The 19522-nt window shown below is 69.8% G+C and carries 23 protein-coding genes, 3 tRNA genes and 3 pseudogenes; 14 read left to right on the top strand and 15 right to left on the bottom strand.

Annotation, left to right across the window (positions count from 1 at the left end; all coding sequences use genetic code 11):
* Nucleotides 1-244, top strand: a pseudogene (locus AB0C29_RS05940) (protease PrsW); the annotation flags it as partial.
* A 20-nt stretch (nucleotides 245-264) separates the two neighbouring features.
* Here the strand turns inward: AB0C29_RS05940 and AB0C29_RS05935 are convergent.
* Nucleotides 265-513 (bottom strand): hypothetical protein, encoded by a 249-nt coding sequence (locus AB0C29_RS05935; RefSeq protein WP_360546977.1) that lies wholly within the window; start codon nucleotides 511-513, stop codon nucleotides 265-267.
* A gap of 178 nt (nucleotides 514-691) precedes the next feature.
* Between AB0C29_RS05935 and AB0C29_RS05930 the strand changes: the two genes are divergently transcribed.
* The 3 genes from AB0C29_RS05930 to AB0C29_RS05920 all read left to right on the top strand — a co-directional run bounded on the left by AB0C29_RS05930 (nucleotide 692) and on the right by AB0C29_RS05920 (nucleotide 2289).
* Entirely contained in the window at nucleotides 692-1090 is a 399-nt protein-coding gene (locus AB0C29_RS05930; protein WP_360547146.1) for a hotdog fold thioesterase, read from the top strand.
* A 79-nt stretch (nucleotides 1091-1169) separates the two neighbouring features.
* Nucleotides 1170-1559, top strand: coding sequence for a hypothetical protein (locus AB0C29_RS05925; RefSeq protein WP_360546980.1), 390 nt, complete (start codon nucleotides 1170-1172; stop codon nucleotides 1557-1559).
* Between the two features lie 55 nt (nucleotides 1560-1614).
* The gene (locus tag AB0C29_RS05920; RefSeq protein ID WP_360815759.1) at nucleotides 1615-2289 is read left to right on the top strand and encodes a DUF2786 domain-containing protein; all 675 of its coding nucleotides are present in this window, start codon (nucleotides 1615-1617) and stop codon (nucleotides 2287-2289) included.
* A gap of 12 nt (nucleotides 2290-2301) precedes the next feature.
* Here AB0C29_RS05920 and AB0C29_RS05915 read toward each other — a convergent pair whose 3' ends face one another.
* Complete coding sequence (locus tag AB0C29_RS05915; protein ID WP_360815756.1) at nucleotides 2302-2616, bottom strand: hypothetical protein; 315 nt, start codon at nucleotides 2614-2616, stop codon at nucleotides 2302-2304.
* 175 nt (nucleotides 2617-2791) lie between these two features.
* On the opposite strand from AB0C29_RS05915, the gene AB0C29_RS05910 reads away from it, so the two are divergent.
* The gene (locus tag AB0C29_RS05910) at nucleotides 2792-3220 is read left to right on the top strand and encodes an ATP-binding protein (RefSeq protein WP_360815753.1); all 429 of its coding nucleotides are present in this window, start codon (nucleotides 2792-2794) and stop codon (nucleotides 3218-3220) included.
* Between the two features lie 38 nt (nucleotides 3221-3258).
* Complete coding sequence (locus AB0C29_RS05905) at nucleotides 3259-3561, top strand: STAS domain-containing protein (RefSeq protein ID WP_360815751.1); 303 nt, start codon at nucleotides 3259-3261, stop codon at nucleotides 3559-3561.
* On the opposite strand, the gene AB0C29_RS05900 is transcribed toward AB0C29_RS05905, so the two are convergent.
* The 4 genes from AB0C29_RS05900 to AB0C29_RS05885 all read right to left on the bottom strand — a co-directional run bounded on the left by AB0C29_RS05900 (nucleotide 3558) and on the right by AB0C29_RS05885 (nucleotide 6750).
* Nucleotides 3558-4550 (bottom strand): SGNH/GDSL hydrolase family protein, encoded by a 993-nt coding sequence (locus tag AB0C29_RS05900; protein WP_360815748.1) that lies wholly within the window; start codon nucleotides 4548-4550, stop codon nucleotides 3558-3560. The two genes, AB0C29_RS05905 and AB0C29_RS05900, sit on opposite strands and share 4 nt — an antisense overlap.
* Before the next feature lie 163 nt (nucleotides 4551-4713).
* Nucleotides 4714-5166, bottom strand: coding sequence for a cytidine deaminase (locus AB0C29_RS05895; protein WP_360815745.1), 453 nt, complete (start codon nucleotides 5164-5166; stop codon nucleotides 4714-4716).
* The gene (locus AB0C29_RS05890; protein WP_360815765.1) at nucleotides 5147-6382 is read right to left on the bottom strand and encodes a sigma-70 family RNA polymerase sigma factor; all 1236 of its coding nucleotides are present in this window, start codon (nucleotides 6380-6382) and stop codon (nucleotides 5147-5149) included. The genes AB0C29_RS05895 and AB0C29_RS05890 overlap by 20 nt, the downstream gene beginning before the upstream one ends.
* Nucleotides 6379-6750: a YciI family protein gene (locus tag AB0C29_RS05885; RefSeq protein ID WP_360815742.1), complete on the bottom strand. Its 372-nt coding sequence runs from the start codon at nucleotides 6748-6750 to the stop codon at nucleotides 6379-6381. The genes AB0C29_RS05890 and AB0C29_RS05885 overlap by 4 nt, the downstream gene beginning before the upstream one ends.
* Before the next feature lie 114 nt (nucleotides 6751-6864).
* On the opposite strand from AB0C29_RS05885, the gene AB0C29_RS05880 reads away from it, so the two are divergent.
* On the top strand, nucleotides 6865-7293 hold the full coding sequence (locus AB0C29_RS05880; RefSeq protein WP_360815739.1) for a nuclear transport factor 2 family protein: 429 nt from the start codon (nucleotides 6865-6867) through the stop codon (nucleotides 7291-7293).
* A gap of 66 nt (nucleotides 7294-7359) precedes the next feature.
* Here the strand turns inward: AB0C29_RS05880 and AB0C29_RS05875 are convergent, their stop codons facing one another.
* Complete coding sequence (locus AB0C29_RS05875) at nucleotides 7360-8730, bottom strand: hypothetical protein (RefSeq protein WP_360815736.1); 1371 nt, start codon at nucleotides 8728-8730, stop codon at nucleotides 7360-7362.
* Nucleotides 8731-9307: 577 nt separating this feature from the next.
* Between AB0C29_RS05875 and AB0C29_RS05870 the strand changes: the two genes are divergently transcribed.
* The 7 genes from AB0C29_RS05870 to AB0C29_RS05840 all read left to right on the top strand — a co-directional run bounded on the left by AB0C29_RS05870 (nucleotide 9308) and on the right by AB0C29_RS05840 (nucleotide 15033).
* Nucleotides 9308-9628, top strand: a complete 321-nt coding sequence (locus tag AB0C29_RS05870; RefSeq protein WP_360815733.1) for a hypothetical protein — start codon at nucleotides 9308-9310, stop codon at nucleotides 9626-9628.
* Between the two features lie 406 nt (nucleotides 9629-10034).
* A complete protein-coding gene (locus AB0C29_RS05865; protein ID WP_360815730.1) occupies nucleotides 10035-11435 on the top strand; it encodes a tetratricopeptide repeat protein in 1401 nt (466 codons plus the stop codon).
* A gap of 54 nt (nucleotides 11436-11489) precedes the next feature.
* A complete protein-coding gene (fxsT, locus tag AB0C29_RS05860) occupies nucleotides 11490-13040 on the top strand; it encodes an FxSxx-COOH system tetratricopeptide repeat protein (protein ID WP_360815727.1) in 1551 nt (516 codons plus the stop codon).
* Nucleotides 13040-14014 carry a tetratricopeptide repeat protein gene (locus tag AB0C29_RS05855; RefSeq protein ID WP_360815724.1) on the top strand — a complete coding sequence of 325 codons (975 nt, stop codon included), beginning with the start codon at nucleotides 13040-13042 and terminating at the stop codon, nucleotides 14012-14014. Before fxsT ends, AB0C29_RS05855 begins: the two co-directional genes overlap by 1 nt.
* The gene (locus AB0C29_RS05850; protein WP_360815721.1) at nucleotides 14011-14457 is read left to right on the top strand and encodes a hypothetical protein; all 447 of its coding nucleotides are present in this window, start codon (nucleotides 14011-14013) and stop codon (nucleotides 14455-14457) included. Before AB0C29_RS05855 ends, AB0C29_RS05850 begins: the two co-directional genes overlap by 4 nt.
* A 208-nt stretch (nucleotides 14458-14665) precedes the next feature.
* Nucleotides 14666-14836 carry a hypothetical protein gene (locus AB0C29_RS05845; protein ID WP_360815718.1) on the top strand — a complete coding sequence of 57 codons (171 nt, stop codon included), beginning with the start codon at nucleotides 14666-14668 and terminating at the stop codon, nucleotides 14834-14836.
* A 17-nt stretch (nucleotides 14837-14853) separates the two neighbouring features.
* Nucleotides 14854-15033 carry a tyrosine-type recombinase/integrase gene (locus AB0C29_RS05840; protein WP_360815715.1) on the top strand — a complete coding sequence of 60 codons (180 nt, stop codon included), beginning with the start codon at nucleotides 14854-14856 and terminating at the stop codon, nucleotides 15031-15033.
* A gap of 152 nt (nucleotides 15034-15185) precedes the next feature.
* Here AB0C29_RS05840 and AB0C29_RS05835 read toward each other — a convergent pair.
* From AB0C29_RS05835 to AB0C29_RS05800, 8 genes and pseudogenes are all read right to left on the bottom strand, one after another.
* Nucleotides 15186-15262 (bottom strand) — tRNA-Phe (locus AB0C29_RS05835).
* 35 nt (nucleotides 15263-15297) lie between these two features.
* A tRNA-Asp gene (locus tag AB0C29_RS05830) sits at nucleotides 15298-15371 on the bottom strand.
* A gap of 50 nt (nucleotides 15372-15421) precedes the next feature.
* Nucleotides 15422-15494, bottom strand: a tRNA-Glu gene (locus AB0C29_RS05825).
* A 141-nt stretch (nucleotides 15495-15635) separates the two neighbouring features.
* The gene (locus AB0C29_RS05820) at nucleotides 15636-16934 is read right to left on the bottom strand and encodes a B12-binding domain-containing protein (protein WP_360815762.1); all 1299 of its coding nucleotides are present in this window, start codon (nucleotides 16932-16934) and stop codon (nucleotides 15636-15638) included.
* Nucleotides 16935-17162, bottom strand: a pseudogene (locus AB0C29_RS05815) (MerR family transcriptional regulator); the annotation flags it as partial. It abuts the gene before it with no gap.
* Complete coding sequence (gene idi, locus AB0C29_RS05810) at nucleotides 17152-17766, bottom strand: isopentenyl-diphosphate Delta-isomerase (RefSeq protein ID WP_360815712.1); 615 nt, start codon at nucleotides 17764-17766, stop codon at nucleotides 17152-17154. The gene idi and the pseudogene AB0C29_RS05815, both read right to left, overlap by 11 nt.
* Nucleotides 17763-19268 (bottom strand): phytoene desaturase family protein, encoded by a 1506-nt coding sequence (crtI, locus tag AB0C29_RS05805; protein WP_360815709.1) that lies wholly within the window; start codon nucleotides 19266-19268, stop codon nucleotides 17763-17765. Before crtI ends, idi begins: the two co-directional genes overlap by 4 nt.
* 30 nt (nucleotides 19269-19298) lie before the next feature.
* A pseudogene (locus tag AB0C29_RS05800) lies at nucleotides 19299-19522 on the bottom strand (polyprenyl synthetase family protein); the annotation flags it as partial.

The following is a 19522-nucleotide window of genomic DNA, read 5'->3' as shown; positions in this document are numbered from 1 at the left end:
GGTACGGCGGTTGCAACGCGCGCAGGCCCGGCTGGCCGTCGAGCTGAGCCGCGGCACCACCGACCTGAGCCGGTGGCAGCACGAGGTGCGCCGGCAGCGCCGGACCCTCACCGCCCTCGGTCACCCGGAGGCGATCGCGCCCGAGGGCAAGGGGCCGTGGCGGCGTACCGCCTCGGCGGTCTTCACCACGGCCCTCGCCATCGCCGTGCTCTGGGCCGCCATCAGCACACTCGGCGGCGGCTGACGGCCCAGGGCGTCAGGTGATCAGGCGGTCGGCGGGTGACCGCCGTCGCCGTCGACGATCGTGTCCGGGGTGCCGTCCTGGTCGAGGTCGGCCATCGTGATGTCGACCTTGCCGTCGCCGTCGGTGTCGAACTGGAACAGGTCGGCCTTGCCGTCGCCGTCGGTGTCGGCCACCCACACGTCCGGCTTGCCGTCGCCGTTGGTGTCCGTCGCCAGCAGGTCGACGCGGTCGTCGCCGCGGGTCTCGACGATCTCCTTGGGCTCGCTCATGGTGTCTCCTCAGGTGATGCGTCGCAGCGGATCTGACCAACGTAGGGCTCGGGTCGCCCCCTCGCGACCCGAACCGACCTCGAAGATAGGGATCGGTCGCCAACGGTGTGACCGATGTCGCTGGCTCCGCCGGAACTCACCGGTAACGTAGCCGGGCGTGACTACAGCGGCGGACGGCATGCAGCAGCTCTTCGGCAGCGGGGGCGGGGGTGCCCTGGGCGAGCGCATGGGCATCCAGATCACCGAGGCGACCCCCGAGCGAGTGGTCGCCACGATGCCGGTCGAGGGCAACACCCAGCCGTACGGGCTGCTGCACGGCGGGGCGTCCTGCGTGCTGGCGGAGACGCTCGGCTCGGTCGGGGCGGTGCTGCACGGCGCGACGGTCGACCGGCCGTTCGCGGTGGGCGTCGACATCAACGCCACCCACCACAAGGGTGTGCGCTCCGGGACCATCACCGGGGTGGCCACGCCGGTGCACCGCGGCCGGACGGCGGTGACCTACGAGATCGTCATCACCGACGGCGACGGCGACCGGGTCTGCACCGCGCGTCTCACCTGCCTGCTGCGCGGCGCCTGATCCCCACCGGGGGCGGAAAACCCCAGCAGGATCGCTGCCTGAGCGGCAATTCTTGACGCATCCGCGTACCTTTTCCCACGTGACGGACATACCACAGCACGCCCTGGACGACGCGACGCAGGTGTTGCACTGCGCGCTCAGTGGCGACAGCGACGCTGTGGTGGGCACCTTCGACGCGGTGGTCGACCGGTCGGGCGTCGTGGGGGCGTACGACGTGGCGTGGTGTCTCGCTGCGACCATGGTCGGACAGAACGTGCCCAGAGGCGCCTGGACGCTCGACTTCCCCGGGATCGACGACGCGCGGTACGACAAGCGCTGGGTCGCCCGCTTCGTCAGCGCGTACGTGAACGGCGACATCTCCACCGGCGAGGCCCTGTTCGGCGCGGCCATCGCCGACGGTCAGCTCCCGGACTGCCTGCTCGCCCTGGCCGGCTCGACCGTGGCCACCCTGCGCCACCGGGCGGCATGAGCGACTGCACCGAGCGCAGCGAGGGCCAGGAGCGCATGCCGAAGACCGGCCCTGCATGAGCGACAGTCCGCTGCTCGCCCGGGTTCGTAAGCTGCTCGCCAAGGCCGAGGATCCCGCGTGCACGCCGGCCGAGGCCGAGGCGTTCACCGCCAAGGCGGCCGAGCTCATCGCCAAGTACGGCGTCGACCAGGCCCTGCTCGCCGGCACCGATCCCGCCCTGGACCCGGTGGGGGACAGAGTGGTGACGGTGCTGGCGCCGTACGCCCGCGACAAGGCCGGCCTGCTCGGCGCGGTCGCCGTGGCACTGCGCTGCCGGGTCGTCTACCTGGAGCGGCGCAGCACGTCCCGGATCCACCTCTTCGGGCACGCCGCCGACCTGGAACGCGTCGAGCTGCTCTTCACCTCCCTGCTGGTGCAGGCGGCGCACGGCCTGGCCGTAACCGAGGTCCCGAGCTTCGACCATCCGGCTGCGTTCCGGCGGTCGTGGCTGGTGGGCTTCACCGAGGCGATCCGGGCCCGGCTGACCGAGGCGGAACGCGCGGCCGCCGCGGAAGCGCCCGGTGCCGAGCTGGTGCTGGTGGACCGGACCGAGCTGGTCGACCGGCGGCGCGACGAGACGTACCCGAATCTGATCCGGCTCGGCCCCCGCCGGCTGGCCGGCTCCGGCCGCCGGCAGGGATACGCCGCGGGCCGCACCGCCGACCTGGGTGGCACCGGCTTGCCGACCTGAGCTCGCGGCGCCTCAGCCGTCGTCGTGCTTGAGGTAGAGCGCCTTCGCGTACTGGGCGGCGGCAGCCTCGTTGTACATCGTGGCCTGGGACATGTACCAGGCGTTGTCGCCCAGGGCCTTCTTCGCCGCGGTCATGCCCGACCAGCGGATGTCGGCGTCGACCTCGGACAGGCCGCGGGCTTTGAAGTTGCGCCGCATCTGCATCTTGCCCGACCGGAAATTCTCCGCGGCCTCCTCCGCCTCACGCATGCAGGAGAAGCCCTTCTCGCTCAGCGCCTCCGCCATCGTCCAGGCTGCCCGTTCCTCCGCGCTCTTGAACTTCGGCACGTCGTTCCTCCCGTGAACTTTGTTCCCGGTTAGCTGTACGGAACGCACGCCCGCAGCGCTAGGCCCCCACGCAGACTGCAAGAAAGGTCAAACTGGCTGATGCCGCTCGGGCGAGGCCCGCCCGCTGTGGGGGAAAACGCACATGATCGTGGCCCGGGCTGGGAAACATTCACTCATGCCCTTCTTGAGCGCACAGTCGCCGCCCGCCATGACCGAGCTGCACAAGTGGGTGCTGGACAGCCCGGTGCAGCTGCGCAGCCTGCGAGCTTCCCTGCACGAGGCGATCACCGGCCAGCCGATGCCCGCGGGCGCCGAGCTGGACGAGATCCCGGAGAAGGTCGTGCTCGTCGCCACCGAGCTGGCCACCAACGCCCTGCGGCACGGTCTGCCGCCGACCATCGTGCGGCTCGGCCGGCACGACCTGGTCTTCGTGCTGGACGTCGCCGACCACAGCCCCGACACGGTGCCGGTGTACGCCGACGACCGGCCGCCCGGGGCCGGCGGGCTGGGCCTGTACCTGGCCAAGAAGTTCGCCCTGGACCTCGGCTGGTACATCGAGGATCACACCAAGCATGTGTGGGCGGAGTTCCCCGTTCCGAGCTGACTTATGATCACGGGATTCGTAGACCGTCAGAGGTGTCCGTGACCCAGCCGAGTTACCAGATCGTCCGCGAGGCCGCCGTCGTCCGGCTGGCCGGCGACTTCGACATCAACGCCCGCGACGAGATGCGCACCGCCCTTCTCGATGCCGTGCGGTCAGCTCCCGCCGAGGTCGTCGTCGACTTCGACGCGGCGGTGTTCCTGGACAGCGAGGCGATGGGCGCGCTGATCGAGGGCCTCAACGCCGGTCGCGAGGCGGGCGTGCCGCTGCGCATCGTCAACGCGCACGGCCTGGTGCACCGCGTCCTCGACGTCTCCGGCGTGCTGGCCCTCTTCAACGGTTAGAGGGTCGACAGGTTGCCCGGGCCGGTCCACTTGCTGACCAGCCGCGTACGGGTGCGCACCTTGCCGGCGACCCGGACCCGGTAGGCCTGCTTGACCGTGCGCAGCGTCTGCCACGTGCGTACCCGGCGGGTCGCGCCGTTGATCTCCGCCGTGACGGTCCGCAACTTCCACGTCCGGCACTCGGTGCGGTGCCGCACCTCCCCGTCCTGCACGACCTGGGCGGCCAGGCAGCGGTACGTCGACTGCAGCGCGTACGGGTTCTTGCCGGTGTCGCCCGAGGTCCGGAACACCCTGGCCATCGCCCGGTAGAAGTTCCAGGCCATCTTCGAGTAGCCGAAGTCGTTCGGGTGGTGCAGGTCGTGCAGGTCGATGCCGCCGACCGTGGACTGGTCGACCACCGTGATCAGCGGATCCTGCTTGGCGGCGACCATGCCCGGGATGAGCCGGTTGTAGACCCGGTCGTCGGCGAGCTCCCACGGCACCCGCGAGCCGATGATCTGCGCGACGAAGATGTACGCCTCCGGCCGCGCGGCCCGGATCTGGTCGATCAGCCCGGACAGCTTGCGGTTCGTCTCGTACGGTCCGTCGCCCTTGGTGATGTTGTTGGTGCCGGCGTGCAGCAGGACGATGTCCGGCTGGGTGTCGGCCAGCCAGCCGTCGACCTCGGCGGCCATCTCGTCGATGTCCCAGCCGCCGTGGCCCTCGTGCTGGTTGTCGCCGCCGGAGCCGTTGCTCTGCGAACCGACGTAGTTGATCTGCATGCCGCCGCGGAGCAGCCGCTGGGCCAGGCCCATCCGGTACGAGCTGCGGGTCGGCGATCCGGTGCCGAGCGTGATCGAGTCGCCCAGCGGTAGCACGCGCATCGCGCCGGAGCCGGCGATGCGGGCCTCGGCGGGGGCATCTGCGGCGACCCGGGCGGCGATCTGGGCCCGCGCGGCTCCCGGAGTGCCGAGACCCGCGACCAGCCCGGCCGCCAGGAACCCGGTCATGACCTTGATGCCCAGACGCCGCGCGCCCGTGTTACGCCCCGCAGATCCCACGACCAGCTCCCCCGTTCCGCCAGCAAAGACTCCCGACAGATCGGGTGCCGGCGGGGCCATTCGAGACCCGGCTGGTAGCCGTGGGTTGTGATCAAGGTGCAGGCGGGCGAATTCAGTCGGCGAACACGCCCGGGTCGTACGGCTGGGTGCCCTCCTCGACGGTCCAGACGGCGCCGAGCGGCATCAGGTCGCGGATCCGGACGCTGCGGATGCCCTCGCCGGTCGGCAGGATCACCCGGATCCGCGGGTGGTAGTCGAAGAGGATCTGCCGGTCGCGGCCGCACGGGCCCACCGGTCCACGGCCGAAGTTGCCCACCGCCACGATCGTGGCCAGCTCGCGCGCCCCGGACGCCCGGGCGTGCCCCAGCGCCACGAGCTCCGCGCACGGCCCGCCGGTGAAGTGGTACAGGTTGATGCCGCCGTACATCCGGCCGTCCACGCCGCGGACCGCCGCGCCCATGGTGTGCACGCCGTCCTCGCCGTCGGTGTTGGCGTCGACGATGCCGCGGGCGAACTCCACCAGCTCGAGGTCCTCGGCGGTGAGCTCACGAAGATCGATGGTCACCCGCTGACCCTAACGCGGCTGCCCGGGCCAGGAGATACCGCTGCTCAGGTGCGCTCAGCGTCAGCCGGGCCGCCTCCAGGTAGGCGGCATGCGCGGCGGTCAGGTCACCGCACTTCTCCAGCAGGTGGGCGCGGACGGCCGCCAGCCGGTGATGCCCGCGCAGCGCCGGATCGTCCTCGGCGACGTCGAGCCGGGCCAGCGCCAGCACCGGCCCGTGCACCTCGGCCAGGGCGACGATCCGGTTGAGCTGCACCATCGGGCCGGGGGCGAGGGCGTGCAGCATCCCGTACAGCTCGAGGATCTGCGGCCAGTCGGTGTCCTCGGGCCGCGCCGCCTCGTCGTGCACCGCCGCGATCGCGGCCTGCAGTTGATAGGGACCGATCGGTGCACTCGCCAGCGTCGCGGTGATCAGCGCGACGCCCTCGGCGATCGCCGCCGCGTCCCACCGCGAGCGGTCCTGCTCGGCCAGCGGCACGAGGGATCCGTCGGGCAGCGTGCGGGCCGGCCGCCGCGCGTCCGTGAGCAGCATCAACGCGAGCAGCCCGGCCACCTCGCCGTCGTCGGGCAGCTGCGCCCGCAGCAGCCGGGTGAGCCGGATGGCCTCGGCGCTGAGCTCGGTGCGGTGCAGCCGCGCCCCGGAACTCGCGGTGTAACCCTCATTGAAGATCAAATACAACACCTGGCGTACGGCGGTCAGCCGCGCTTCGCGCTCACCCGGCGGCGGCAGGCTGAACGTGGCCCCGGAGTCGCGGATCTTCTGCTTCGCCCGGCTGATCCGCTGCCCGACGGTGGCCTCGGGCACGAGCAGCCCCCGGGCGATCTCGGCGGTGCTGAGGCCACCGACCGCGCGCAGGGTCAGCGCCACCTGCGACCCGGTGCTGAGGGCGGGATGGGCGCAGAGCAGCAGCAGGGTGAGGGAGTCGTCAACCGCGGAGGCGGGCGCGTGCTCCGGCTCATACCGGATGGCCTCCTCGCGCCGGCGCCGGGCAGTCTCGTTGCGCAGCAGCTCGATCCGGCGCCGCGAGGCGACGGTGATCAACCACCCCCGCGGGTTGGCCGGCAGCCCCTCGACGGGCCACTGCTGAGCCGCGGCCAGCAGCGCCTCCTGCACCGCGTCCTCGCAGGTGTCGAAGTCGCCGAAACGCCGCACGACCGCGCCGAGGACCTGCGGCGCACTCTCGCGCAGCAGGTCCTCGAGGGCGGCCGGCGGGTTCAGAACTCCCAGCCGCTCATGTCGAGCACCGGTCGCACCTCGACCTGGGTGAACGCGGCGTCGGGCACCTTGGCCGCCCAGCTGATCGCCTCGTCGAGATCCTCGACGTCGATCAGATAGAACCCGGCCAGGTGCTCCTTGACCTCGGCAAACGGTCCGTCCGAGGCGACGGTGCGGCCGTCGCGCACCGAGACCCAGCGGGCCAGCGAGGGGTCGGCGAGGCCCTCCGAGGCGACGCAGACGCCGGCCTTGGTCATCTCCTCGGTGAGCTGCAGGTGCCCGCGACCGAACTCCATGCGCTGCTCGTCGCTGAGCGTCTCCCAGACGGCCAGCGAACGCTCGTTGGACTGGATCAGGATCAGGTACTTCATCGGAGCCTCCACACGTCCCGGAAATTCTTTCACCGGGGACGTCGAAACCGGCGGAGCCGCTTCTACCTCCCGGCGTAAGGCTCTTCTCAACGAGTTCCTCGAAAGGCGTGAACGATGGACACGACCGAGATTCGCCGGGTGGTGCTGGAGCGGGCGGCAGCGGTGGCCGCCAAGGACGCGAAGGCGATGGTGGCGCACAACGCGCCGGACATGATCGAGTACAACCTGGCCCCGCCGCTGCGCCAGCCGTCGGCCGGTGACGACGTGGCGCCGGTGGAGAAGTGGCTGGCGACCTTCGAGGGCCCGATGAGCATGGAGGTCCACGACCTGGCGGTGACGGTGGACGGCTCGGTGGCCTTCTGCACCAGCCTGAACCGGCTGACCGCGACGCCGCTCGGGCAGCCGGAGAGCTTCAGTCTGTGGTTCCGGGTGACCCTGGGCCTGCGGAAGATCGACGGGAGCTGGCTGGTCGTGCACGAGCACGAGTCGGTCCCGTTCGAGATGGACGGCAGCCTGCGGGCATCCGTCTCGCTGCAGCCCTGACGAGAGACTCGCGGCGGCCGGCCGGGTCAGCGCCCGGCCGGCCCGCGCGTCGGTGGAATGGCGGCCTCAGCCCAGAACGGCGACGTTCACCTCGGCCCGGTCATTGGTGTAGTCCTCGTCGATCGCCCCGTCCAGGTCGGCGAACACCGCCCCGGCGTCGTACGAAGGACCGGTGATGACCAGACCGAAGGTACGCAGGAACGTGGCGCCGCGATCGAAGTACAGCGACGGCAGCTGGCACACGTACGTCACGGCCTGAGTCTCGTCGTCGAGCCGGCAGTCGGCGGGAACGTCGGTGGCCTCCGTACCCCCGGGAAGCTGGAACCGGAACCGCCCGGCGCTGCTGCCGGTGCGGGTGAAGTCGATGGCACCGCCGACGTTGCGCGAGCCGACCTCGACCCGCACGGTCTCGCCGACCGAGCCGGAAGCGGAGGCGCCGACGGCCGCGACGTCCGACAGGTTGTTGACGTCGAAACCCCAGTACCGGTAGTCATTGGCGTGATCAACATCGGCGGCCCGGCTGACCTTGGCCCGCTTCGGCGCCGAGGTGACGGTGACCAGCGGCAGCCGCGACCCGCCGCGCCCGGCAAGAACCACACCGTCCGGCAGACCGGCCCCGGCCAGCGGCGCGATCGTGTACTCGACCACCTCGTGATCAACGGCAGCGTCGGTGACGAGGGCGCCGAAGCCGCGGCTGAGCTTGAACACGGCCCCCGGGTCGACCCGCTGCGCGAAATCACAAACAGCGACGGTGCCGCGCTCGGGGAAGGTGGTGCGGTGGCCGTAGCGGCAATTCGCGTACGGGGTGGGGGTGAGGGGCTTGCTGAACTCGACGGTGACCCGGATGCCCTTGACGGCCCGGTTGCCGAAGTTGGTCACGGCCATGGGCGCATAGATCCGGTCGCCGACCTTGGCGTCCGGGATCAGCCCCTGGGCGAGCCCGGCCAGATCGGGCCCGTCCCCGGAGACGGTGATGACCGCGTCGGAGTCCATGAGGTCGCTGCCGTCGCCGGGGTTGTCGGCGTCGCCCCGAACCCGGATCGTCCCGTGCCCACCGGCCGGGGCGCCGGCAACCGCGGTGACCGGGATGAACAGCGGCGCGTTGTTGTCGACGGAACCGGGCGGGGCGGGACAGGTGGCGACTGCGCCCTGGGTAGTGCAGCCGGCCGGCCAGGCAAAGGAGACCAGGCCGGTCAGGTCGCTCACGTCGATCACGAGGCGCGGGTTGACGGCCTCGCTGGTGATCACCTCGAGACGGAAGTCCTTGGCCGGGGCGCCGGCGGGGGCGACGGTCATGTCCTCGATGAAGGCCCAGACTCTGGGCTCCTCGGCCGCGGCCAGGGAAGGGGCGGTGCCGAGGGAGAGGGTGACGGCGGCGGTGGCGGTTGCCGTCAGGGCTAGGCGGGCCAGGTGCCGCCCGGCGGGAGCCAGGTTCATGCAACATCCTTTGTGAGGGGTGGGCGCACGGATCTTAAAGAGAGTGGGGATGGCTGCGCTGCCCCGTCGTCCGTCCGGTTTCCAACCGTGGCTGGTGACTCAGGCCGGCTGCCTCGACAGCCATATCTGGTGGATCCTCGTTGCGCATCTGACCCAACCCGTCGGCCCCAGAACTTCCGCGACGTGGACGCTGATCTCGACGCTCGCGCGGTGGGACGTTGTTCGACCTGCTTGACGAGTTCCTGGAGCTTCGCGATGAGCACCACGGCTTGAACCGGATATTCGCCGCTCATGAGCAGTGGCGTGGTCTCCGCGACCAGAACGGGTGCGGAGCTGCCGACGCAACCAGGTGCCCGGCCGTCCGATGGCCGCGGGCCGCAGCCGGACCAAGCCCGACAATCCGTCCGTTAGACCGCGTTAGCGTGGCGCCTTGCGTAGGCACGGTCCACTGTGGGCTGCGCCTTCCTCAGTCGTTGGTCATGCGCCCACGCGGCCGGAATGGTCCAACGCTGGCGAGACCCTCACGATCAAGCCCCTCGACCCAGCGAGATCGTCTTCACCAACGAAGGAGCCTCCCGTGACTTCGCCTGAGCATGCGGTTCTGATCACCTATGCCGTATCCGGCGATCGCTTCGGTGAGGAAAGCGAACGCGAAGCGATCCATGCGCTCGAGAAGCGATTGGCTGAAGCCATCGAGGCAGCAGACGCCGGCGAGCTCGACGGCAACGAATTCGGCGGCGGCAAAGTCGTGCTCTACACCTACGGCCTCGACGCGAACCGGCTCTTCGCCGTTATGGAACCGCAGCTACGCGCCTTCCCAGCCCGCCCCGCACACGCCGTCCTGCGCTTCGGTGAAGCCGACGACCCCGCGGCGGTCGAACTACGCATCGACCTGTAGCGCTCGCCGACTCGGAAGTCTCGGGACAGCAAAACGCCCACCGTGCGTTTCCGCAGGTGGGCGGTGCTCAAAGCCCGGCGAGAAGTCTGGTGGCCAGGGGCGGGGTCGAACCGCCGACCTTCCGATTTCGGGCCGCGAGTGTGCTTGTCAGCCGATGCTGACCTTTCTTGAGGGTCTTGCACCGCTGCTGCTCACACCACATGTTTGTTGTCGTTGGTTGCCGTCTAGATCTATTCGGTGCCAACGCGTGCGTGAGCAACCGGTGAGCAAGGTAGAGGACGACTCCTTATGCCTGGCTGTACGCCGAAGGCCGTCTCGATGCCGCCCAGACCGACACACCTGGGCCGTAAGTAGTTATCCACAGGCTGCGCACAGACGCTTGCGTACTGCGGTCACAACCGCAATCGTGGAGCGGCTGGCGAGGTCACTCCTCGAGCGGCCGGACGCAGTCAAACGACAGGCGGGGCAGCTTCGAGCAGAAGGCCACCAGCGCCACTGCGTGAATCGCTCCCGTATCGTGAGGCCCACGATGGAGCTAGGTGACTTCGATCCCCATGCCACAGCGTTGCGCCTGCTGCGCAATGACGCCCCAGCAACGATCATGGGTGCGCCGGAGGATTGGCCGCGGTGGGATGTGCTGCTGCCGCATGTGCTGGCGGTGACAGATAAGGCCGGCGGGCCCGATCACCTGTCGTTGCCGGGTCCGGGCGGTGAGCAGGCGGTACGGGATTGTTCGTGGCTGCTGGATCATGCCGCTGTCTTTCTGCGGGTCCATGGACGCCCCGGCGAGGCCCGACCGCTGGCCGAACGGGCCTTGGCCATCGCCGAGGCCGTCTACGGCCCCGACCACCCCAGCATCGGCACCGCCCTGAGCAACCTCGCCCATATCCTGCGGGATCTGGGTCAGCTGGCGGACGCCCGCCGGCTGGCCGAACGGGCCTTGGCCATCGCCGAGGCCGCCCGAGGCCCCGACCACCCCGATGTCGGCGCTGACCTGAGCAACCTCGCCGGGATCCTGGCGGAATTGGGTGAGCTGGCGGACGCCCGCCGGTTGGCCGAACGGGCCTTGGCCATCGTCGAGGCTGTCTACAACCCCGACCACCCCGATGTCGGCACCGCCCTGAGCAACCTCGCCTTGATCATGCAGGATCTCGGTGAGCTGGCGGACGCCCGCAGCATGAACGAACGGGCCCTGGCCATCGACGAGGCTGCCTACGGCCCCGACCACCCCGATGTTGGCACCGATCTGAGCAACCTCGCCGGGATCCTGCGAGATCTTGGTGAGTTGGCGGACGCCCGCAGCATGATCGAACGGGCCCTGGCCATCGCCGAGGCCGCCTACGGCCCCGACCACCCCACCGTCGGCATCCACCTGAACAACCTTGCCCTGATCCAGAAGGATCTCGGTGAGCTGCCGGACGCCCGCCGGCTGACCGAACGGGCCCTGGTCATCGTCGAGGCCGCCTACGGCCCCGACCACCCCACCGTCGGCACCCGACTGAGCAACCTCGCTTTGATCCTGCAGGATCTCGGTGAGCTGCCGGACGCCCGCCGGCTGACCGAACGGGCCCTGGCTATCGACGAGGCCGCCTACGGCCCCGACCACCCTGATGTTGGCACCGACCTGGGCATCCTCGCTGTGATCCTGCAGGATCTCGGTGAGCTGGCGGACGCCCTTCGGCTGGCCGAACGGGCCCTGGTCATCGTCGAGGCGGCCTACGGCCCTGACCACCCCGCCGTTGGTGTTGCCCGGAGCAACCTGGCCTCGCTTCAGCGGAAACGGTCACGCGCCCCTCTGCGGGAATGAGCTTCAGCCCGTTGGGTGTATAGACGGCGATATCCAGTGTGGAACTGTGTGAGGGTGACAATCGAGAGCGCATCGGCTGATTGGGACTTCTTCGTCTCGTACACGCAAGCCGACCGCTCCTGGGCTGAGTGGATTGCGTGGGAGCTGGAGGAGAGCGGCCACCGGGTGCTTGTGCAGGTGTGGGATTTCGTGCCGGGCACCAGCTGGGTGCAGGGCATGCAGAACGGTGTGACCCGCGCCGAGCGGATGATCGCGGTGCTGTCGCAGGCGTACCTGTCCTCGGTATACGGGCAGGCCGAGTGGCAGGCGGTGTGGGGATCCGACCCGTTGGGCGGCGAACGGAAGTTGCTGACGGTCCGGGTGCAGGACTGTGAGCGTCCCGGTCTGCTCGGACCGGTGGTCGGGATCGACGTGTTCGGCGTCACGGAAGCCAAGGCACGGGACCGGCTGCGCGCCATGGTGGCCCGGGCCGCCACCGGGCGGGCCAAGCCCGGCGAGGGGCCGCTGTTCCCGCCGTCGCAGCGGGCCATTCCGCACGAGGCCCGGTTCCCGGGGGCGTTACCGAAGGCGTGGAACGTCCCGGCCCGCAACCCGAACTTCACCGGCCGCGGCTTCGCCCTGAGGGCGCTGGCAGAGGAACTAGCCGCGGCGGGAACGATGACCGTGACCTCGGTGCGCGGTATGGGCGGAGTCGGTAAGACGCAGCTGGCCAACGAGTACGCCCACCGGCGCGCCACCAATTACGACCTGGTGTGGTGGATCGCCGCTGAGGAGCCGGCGCTGATCGCCGATCAGTTCGCCAGGCTTGCCGCCGCGATGGGGCTGGAACCTGGCCAGGACGCCGATACGGTGCGGTTGGAGGTCCATCAACGGTTGCGGGAGGTGCCGGGCTGGTTGCTGATCTTCGACAACGCGGACACGGTCGACGATATCCGCGGGTGGCTGCCGCCTGCGCTGCGGGCGCCGGGGATGCCGGGTCATGTGCTGGTGACGACCCGGCGGGACGGATTCACCGTGCTGGGCGAAGTCTACGATCTGGACGTCGTCGATAAGGCGGAGGCGCTACAGATCCTGCGGGCCCGGGTGCCGCAGATCGGCGAAGAGGTGGCCGGGCAGGTCGCCGAGGAGCTGGGCCGGCTGCCGCTGGCTTTGGAGCAGGCGTCGGCCTACATCACCCGATCACAGCTTCCGCCCAGCGATTACCTGCAGCTGTTGCGAACCAGGGCCCAAGAACTGTACGGCCGGGGCCGGGTCGCGTCCCGCGAAGAAACCGTCGCGACGCTGTGGACGTTGAGCTTCGACCGCGTCGGCCAAGAGGAGCCTGCGGCGCTGCAACTGCTGGCCATCTGCGCCTATCTGGCACCGGTCCCGATCCCGCTGGACCTGTTCACCGCCCACCCGGACCAACTCAGCGAACCACTGGCCACCAAGGTCACCGACCCGCTGGCCTTCACCGACGTCGTGGCCACCATCGTGGACTACTCCCTGGCCAAACGCGACGTCGACGGCCTGCTGTTGCACCGGCTGGTACAGGGCGCCCTACGGCTGCGCTACCCGGCCGAAGGCCACCCCCAGCCGACCACCGGCCAGAACATGACCGCCTGATGACCATCCCCGACTTCGACCCCCACGCCACAGCGTTGCGCCTGCTGCGCAGCGAGGCGCCGGCGAGGATCATGGGTGCGCCGCAGGATTGGCCGCGGTGGGAGGTCCTGCTGCCGCATGTGCTGGCGGCGACAGATCAGATCGGCGAGACCGGTCACCTGTCGCTTCCAGGCCTAGGCCGTGAGCAGGCAGTACAGGAATGTTCGTGGCTGCTGGATCGTGCCGCTGCCTTTCTGCGAGTCCATGGACGCCCCGGCGAGGCCCGACCGCTGGCCGAACGGGCCCTGGCCATCGACGAGGCCGCTTACGGCCTCGATCACCCCGATGTCGGCGCCGCCCTGAGTAACCTCGCCCATATCCTGCAGGACCTTGGTGAGATGGCGGACGCCCGCCGGTTGGTCGAACGGGCTCTGGCCATCACCGAGGCCGCTTACGGCCCCGGCCACCCCACCGTCGGCGCCGTCCTGAGCAACCTCGCCACGATCCTGACGGATCTCGGCGAGCTGGCGGACGCCCGCAGCATGACCGAACGGGCCCTCGCCATCGACGAGGCCGCCTACGGCCCCGACCACCCCAACGTTGGCACCGACCTGAACAACCTCGCCCAGATCTTGCAAAATCTTGGTGAGCTGGCGGACGCCCGCCGGTTGGCCGAACGGGCTTTGGCCATCGACGAGGCCGCTTACGGCCTCGATCACCCCGATGTTGGCACCGACCTGAACAACCTTGCCCTAATCCTGCGAGATCTTGGTGAGCTGGCGGATGCCCGCCGGTTGGTCGAACGGGCTCTGGCCATCACCGAGGCCGCTTACGGCCCCGACCACCCCACCGTTGGCACCCGCCTGAACAACCTCGCCGTGATCCTGCGAGACCTTGGCGACCCGGCTACCCGAGGTGCGGCTGTACAACGTCCGAAAGATCAGCCGGGACGGTCGGACTGGGCACCCCGCGCAGCCAATGAGGAGTCGACGTGAATCAATCCGAGACCGCAGTGCTGGCGTACTGGGGCGAACATCGGGATCAGCTGCGGCAGTCGGAAACCCAGCGAGCACTGCTCACGAACTACCTGTTGGTGATCGCTGCGGCGTTAAGTGCCCTGATCGTGCAGCAGCGGTTCGCGGCCGAGACCTTACCCCTGTCCGTTCTGATCGCTCTGGTCGGCGGGTATGGGGCGGTGGCCGTCACCAAGTATCACGAGCGTGCCGAGTACCACTTGACGCAGGCACGAGCCCTGACCCGCGTCCTGACAGACATGGGTGCGCTCGCCGACCGTGCCACCCTGGAGGAATTCCGCAAACGGCACTACGAGAGGTATCCACGGCTGCATCGGCTCCGGTTGCATAGCGTCTGGACCGGGCTGCACGTAGGCATCGCCGCGTACGGGCTCACTCTGGTGATCATCACCCTGGCACGGTGAGCATGCCCGGGTGACATGCCGGTGGGTTCGTGTAACCCGGCTGGGCAAGGGGCCATGGGCGTTTCCGCCTCCCGGAGGGAGGACTCTCGTTACCTCGGTCACGGCTCTGACCAGCACGAACTTTCATCTGGCTGAAACGATTTTGACACCGTGGCTGCGAGCGGGTGGCGACTCATTGCCTATACGCTTTCCAAGTTGCCGCCGATGCGTGCCGCTCGCTGTGCCGGCCCAGGACGCCCTGACCAGGCACCGCGAGACTCAGCGAGAGGAACGGGAGTTCTTCGGCATCGACTACCAGGAGCACGACCTTGTGTTCTGTCGCCCGGACGGGCTCCCGCTGCGACCCGACCGGGTCACGGTCGAGTCGAGAAGCACGTGACCGCGTGCGGACTACCGATGGTCCGGCTGCACGACACCCGGCACGGCGCGTGTTCCCTGATGCTGGCCGGCGAGGTGCCGATCGAGATCGTGCAACTGATCCTCGGCCATTCCTCACCAGAGGTCACGCGCCGGGTCTACGCCCGCCTATGCGGACGACGACTTCCGCCCAGGTCGAAAAAGCGGTGGAGCTTCTGACGCGCCACCGACCCCGCCGGAACGCGGTGTGAGTAATCCGTGAGCAACGCCCCGGTCGGAAGGCTGCCCGGCCGGGGCGACACAGCCCGGACAGCAAAACGCCCACCGTGCGTTTCCGCAGGTGGGCGGTGCTCAAAGCCCGGCGAGAGGCTTGGTGGCCAGGGGCGGGGTCGAACCGCCGACCTTCCGATTTTCAGTCGGACGCTCGTACCAACTGAGCTACCTGGCCCTGCCGCGCCGTGGTGCGCGCGGACTCGGCTGTTGCGGTCCTGACGGGACTTGAACCCGCGACCTCCGCCTTGACAGGGCGGCGAGCACTCCAACTGCTCCACAGGACCTTGCTCGTGCTGCGTACTTTCTATCACTTACCCCGACCGAGGTCGGTTCGTACCCCCAACGGGATTCGAACCCGTGCTACCGCCTTGAAAGGGCGGCGTCCTGGGCCACTAGACGATGAGGGCAACCCCGCCATCATTGCATATTCCAACTCCGGCGGCGTGGGCCCCAACCGAGCCCCGCTTGAGGCTTGGAAAGCATACGTGATCCCCTGCCCCTCATCCAAACCGGTATCCCTCCCGCCGCGCACGCCTCGCTGACCTGCACTAATGCGGCCGGTTGGCGGGGAGGGCGACTGCCGACACCAGCTGGACTGCGTCGGTGAGATTGCCGAGAAGGGTGACTCCCGCGGGCAGTTGCTCCGGTAGCCAACCCGGTCCGGCCGCCGCGGCGAGCAGGGGCCGATGCCGGCCGGCCAACACCAGGTGCCATTGCTCGGGGTCGGCGCTGCCCGCCAGTTGCGACCACAACACCAGCACGGCCGGCCCGGTCCTGGCGACGGCGTCCGCGACGGCCTGTGCGGGCACACGAGCGCCCAGCAGCCTGCTGGACACCCCCGCCTGTGCCAGCGCGGCAGCGAGCGCCTCCAGGGGCAGCGTGTGCTGTTCCTCGTCGGCGGCAGCCAGCAGGACCCGGGGAATCTGACTGCTCGGCGGGCGCGTGACGGAACCGAGCACCTCGGTGACCACCCGGGACAGGATGTGCTCGACCTCGATGAAGCGCTTGGTGGCCGCGTAGCGCTCGCCGACGCCGATCAGCACCGGCATGATCACTTCTTCCCAGGCCGCGACGACGCCACGGTCGGTGACGGTCATCTCGAGGATGTCGCGCAGGGCCGGACCGTCGAGACGCATGGCGGCGCGGGCCAGCCCGCGAGCAACGGGCCCGGCCCTTCCGGTACGGATGGCATGCCCTCCACCGTCCCGGGCGACGAACATCTGGCCGAGCTGCTCGGGCCACACCGCGTCAACGGTCGGCGGGTGCTCCCCGACCCGGAAGAAGGTGTCGCCCTCGTCCGAGGCTCCCCCAGCCAGGTCGAATCCGTCGCTCGTGGAGTGCTGATCCAGCACCGGCTGAGCAGCATCCGGCGGCCAGTCGTCGGGGCGTGCTCCGTCGCGCCGCTGACGCGTTGATCGGGTCGGACCGTTCTCAGCGGCACCGGCCATGCCCTCGGGGACCGGCTGAACCGCATCTCGGGCTGTCTGGGCGGCAGAGAGTGGGTCGGGTCGCTCCACGGCGGCGCCGTGCCACGGTGACTCGGATTGCTCGCCTTCGGAGGAAAAGAGGTCTCCGGAGGCGACGGCTCGCCCATCTGACGGCACGCTCTCGGCGGCCGGATCCTGAGGGGCCCCGCCCGGATCTTCAACAGGAAGCCTGTCGCTGCCCTGGGCCGCCTCTGGACGCGTCGAGCGAGGATCGGCGTCCTGGCTTGTCGGCTCCGGTGGCGAGGACGCCTCGGAGCTTCGGCCCGACGATGAATCGTCGAGAGGGCCCTCCCGAGGCTGATGCTCCCGGACCTCCGGGCGAATGTGCGGCCCGACCGGCGCGGAAACGTCCAGGGGCACCGGAACGCGCCGAGCCCACGCCGCCGCCTCCGCCGGCGCCACTCCTTGGGCGGTGAGCCTGCGCATCACCTGCAGGCGGTCCATGTCTTCCGGGGTGTAGCGCCGGTGCTGGCCCGGCACATGGTGACTCGGCCCCAGCCCGTACCGCTGGTGCCAAGTGCGCAAGGTGGTCACGGCGACGCCCAGACGGCGGGCAACCGCCCCGGCCGTCAGGGCCTCATCGGCCACCCGACCGCTCCGGTGCATCGTCGGCCGGCCGCGGTACGCCCGCAGGGTCGGCCTGAGGCCCGAGGGCCAGGTGTCTGATAAGTCGCTCGGTGACCCCCGGAAGCCACGGCGCGTACGACCGCAGATCCTCGCGCAGGCCTTCGTTCAGCTCCTCGACGGACGTCCAGCGCACACCCGCGACCTCGTCCGGGTCGACGAGCAGCCGGGCGTCCGCGGGCACATCGCCCAGCAGCACGTGGTCGTACTCGTATTCGACCAGCCCGGTGGTCGGATCCTCGGCGTAGTACGAGTACACGCCGACCTCGGTCAGCGCCACGTCTTCAACGCCGATCTCCTCGACGAGCCGACGGGCGGCGGCTGTCGCGGGTGTCTCCCCGGGCAGGGGATGACCGCAGCAAGTGTTGGCCCAGCGCAACGGGAAGCGGGTCTTCACCGCAGCTCGCTGCTGCAGCAGCACCCGGCCTTCCGGGTCGCGCAGGAACACCGAGAAGGCTCGGTGCAGTCGGCCGGGGGCACGGTGCGCGTCGCTCACCGTGGCGGCGCCGGCCGGCACCCCCTCGGTGTCGACGAGCTCGACGAGGTGCGTCTCGCGGGACGCGGTCACAGGGCCCTCCCCACGAGGTCCGCCGCCGTTCCGGTGATCCGGGAGGCGGCCAGTTTGCCGGAGATCAAGACCATTGGTACGCCCACGCCCGGTTGCGTGCCGGAGCCGGTGAAGACGACGTTGGGCAGAGTCGGGTGGAGGTTACTCGGGCGGAACGGGCCGGTCTGCGTGAAGGTGTGTGAAGACGCGAACGGGGTGCCAGCGGCCATGCCCTGGGCGGCCCAGTCGTCCGGGGTGATGATGCGTTCCACCTCGATGCCGTCGCGGAAGCCCACGTAGCCGCGCTGCTCCAGCACGCCCGCGATCTCGTCGGCGTAGCGCTGGCCGAGGCCGCCCTTCCAGTCCAGTGGCGCGACGTCGAGGTTCGGCGTCGGGGCCAGCACGTAGTAGGTCTGCCGGCCGGGTGGCGCCACGCTCGGGTCGCTGTGACTCGGGTTGGTGACCAGCAGCGACGGGTCGCTCATCAGCAGGCCCTGGTGGATGACCTCGTCGAACGTGCCCTTCCAGGCCGTACCGAAGTGGATGTTGTGGTGGGCGATCTTCGAGTAGCTCTGGCTCGACCCGATGTGCAGCACGACACAGGACGGCGAATACGTCAGCTTGCGCGGGCGGCGTGACTCGGGCAGCAGATCGCGATACGCCACGGGCAGGTCGGGGTTGAGCACCACGACGTCGGCCGGGATGCGTTCGCCGCTGTCGGTGATGACCCCGGTGGCCCGGCCGTTGGCGGTCTCGACGCGCGTGACCGTCGTCTCGTACCGGAATTGGACGCCGTGCTTCTCGGCCGCGCCGGCCATCGCCTTGGGCACCGCGTGCATGCCGCCCCGCGGGAAGAAGACCCCGGCGACCGAGTCGAGGTAGGCGATGACGGCGTAGATGGCGAGCGCGTCGTGCGGGGCCAGACCGGCATACATGGCCTGGAAGGAGAAGATGCGTTGGGTCCGGGGGTCGCGGAAGTACTGGTTGATCTTCGGCTGGAGCCGCCGGAAGCCGCCCATGCCGAGCAGCTTGAGCAGGCTCATGTTCATCAGGTCGAGCGGGGTGTCCAGGTTGCGGTCGATGAAGTTGTTGCGCTCCAGGCGCCACAGGTCGCGGGCGAAGTCGACGAAGCGCAGATAGCCGTCGGCCTCGCGGGGACCGCAGACCCGGGAGATCTCGGCGGCCATCTGGACGGTGTCGGTCTTGACGTCCAGGGTGGAGCCGTCCGGGTAGAACGCGCGGTATGCCGGGCTCAGCGGGGTCAGCTCGAGCCAGTCGGAGAGTCGCTCCCCGACGGCGGCGAGCGGCTCGGCGATCAGCTCCGGCATCGTCAGCACGGTCGGGCCGGTGTCGAAGTCGTACCCGTCGACCGAGAGCCGGCCTGCCCTCCCGCCCGGCACCGCTTCGCGCTCGACGACGGTCACCTGCCGTCCGGCCGCTGCGAGGTGCAGCGCGCAGGCGAGCCCGCCGAGTCCCGCGCCCACCACGACTACCCGGTCCGTCGTTCCCGTCACTTTTCGCACGTCAACAGCTCCAGGGGGGTCAAAAGTCCATCATGCCCGGCGGTGGCTCGCAGAAGCCGCCAGGTTGGTCAACGCCGCACGGGCGTCCTCGTGGATCGGTGCGCCGGCCAGCGCCTCGACGCCTTCCGCCACCCGCTGCTGGATCAGGGCCTCGACCTGCGCGACGGCGCCGGTCTCGGCGATGACCTCGGCGCGGCGGGCGATCGCGGCCGGGGAGTTGAGCCCGCCGGAGCCGTCGGCGGGGATGACGGCTC

Origin of the sequence: Actinoplanes sp. NPDC048791, from assembly GCF_040650095.1 — a bacterium.
Taxonomy (GTDB): Bacteria; Actinomycetota; Actinomycetes; order Mycobacteriales; family Micromonosporaceae; genus Actinoplanes.
This window is presented reverse-complemented; position numbering and strand designations above follow the sequence as displayed.

What these genes read in the sequence shown, in the direction of transcription:
- AB0C29_RS05880 (WP_360815739.1), top strand. Translation starts at nt 6,865, where the DNA reads ATGGACACGACCGAGATTCGCCGGGTGGTGCTGGAGCGGGCGGCAGCG.
- AB0C29_RS05930 (WP_360547146.1), top strand. Translation starts at nt 692, where the DNA reads ATGCAGCAGCTCTTCGGCAGCGGGGGCGGGGGTGCCCTGGGCGAGCGC.
- AB0C29_RS05935 (WP_360546977.1), bottom strand. Translation starts at nt 513, where the DNA reads ATGAGCGAGCCCAAGGAGATCGTCGAGACCCGCGGCGACGACCGCGTC.
- AB0C29_RS05900 (WP_360815748.1), bottom strand. Translation starts at nt 4,550, where the DNA reads ATGACCGGGTTCCTGGCGGCCGGGCTGGTCGCGGGTCTCGGCACTCCG.
- AB0C29_RS05910 (WP_360815753.1), top strand. Translation starts at nt 2,792, where the DNA reads ATGCCCTTCTTGAGCGCACAGTCGCCGCCCGCCATGACCGAGCTGCAC.
- AB0C29_RS05875 (WP_360815736.1), bottom strand. Translation starts at nt 8,730, where the DNA reads ATGAACCTGGCTCCCGCCGGGCGGCACCTGGCCCGCCTAGCCCTGACG.
- AB0C29_RS05840 (WP_360815715.1), top strand. Translation starts at nt 14,854, where the DNA reads ATGGTCCGGCTGCACGACACCCGGCACGGCGCGTGTTCCCTGATGCTG.
- AB0C29_RS05920 (WP_360815759.1), top strand. Translation starts at nt 1,615, where the DNA reads ATGAGCGACAGTCCGCTGCTCGCCCGGGTTCGTAAGCTGCTCGCCAAG.
- AB0C29_RS05855 (WP_360815724.1), top strand. Translation starts at nt 13,040, where the DNA reads ATGACCATCCCCGACTTCGACCCCCACGCCACAGCGTTGCGCCTGCTG.
- AB0C29_RS05885 (WP_360815742.1), bottom strand. Translation starts at nt 6,750, where the DNA reads ATGAAGTACCTGATCCTGATCCAGTCCAACGAGCGTTCGCTGGCCGTC.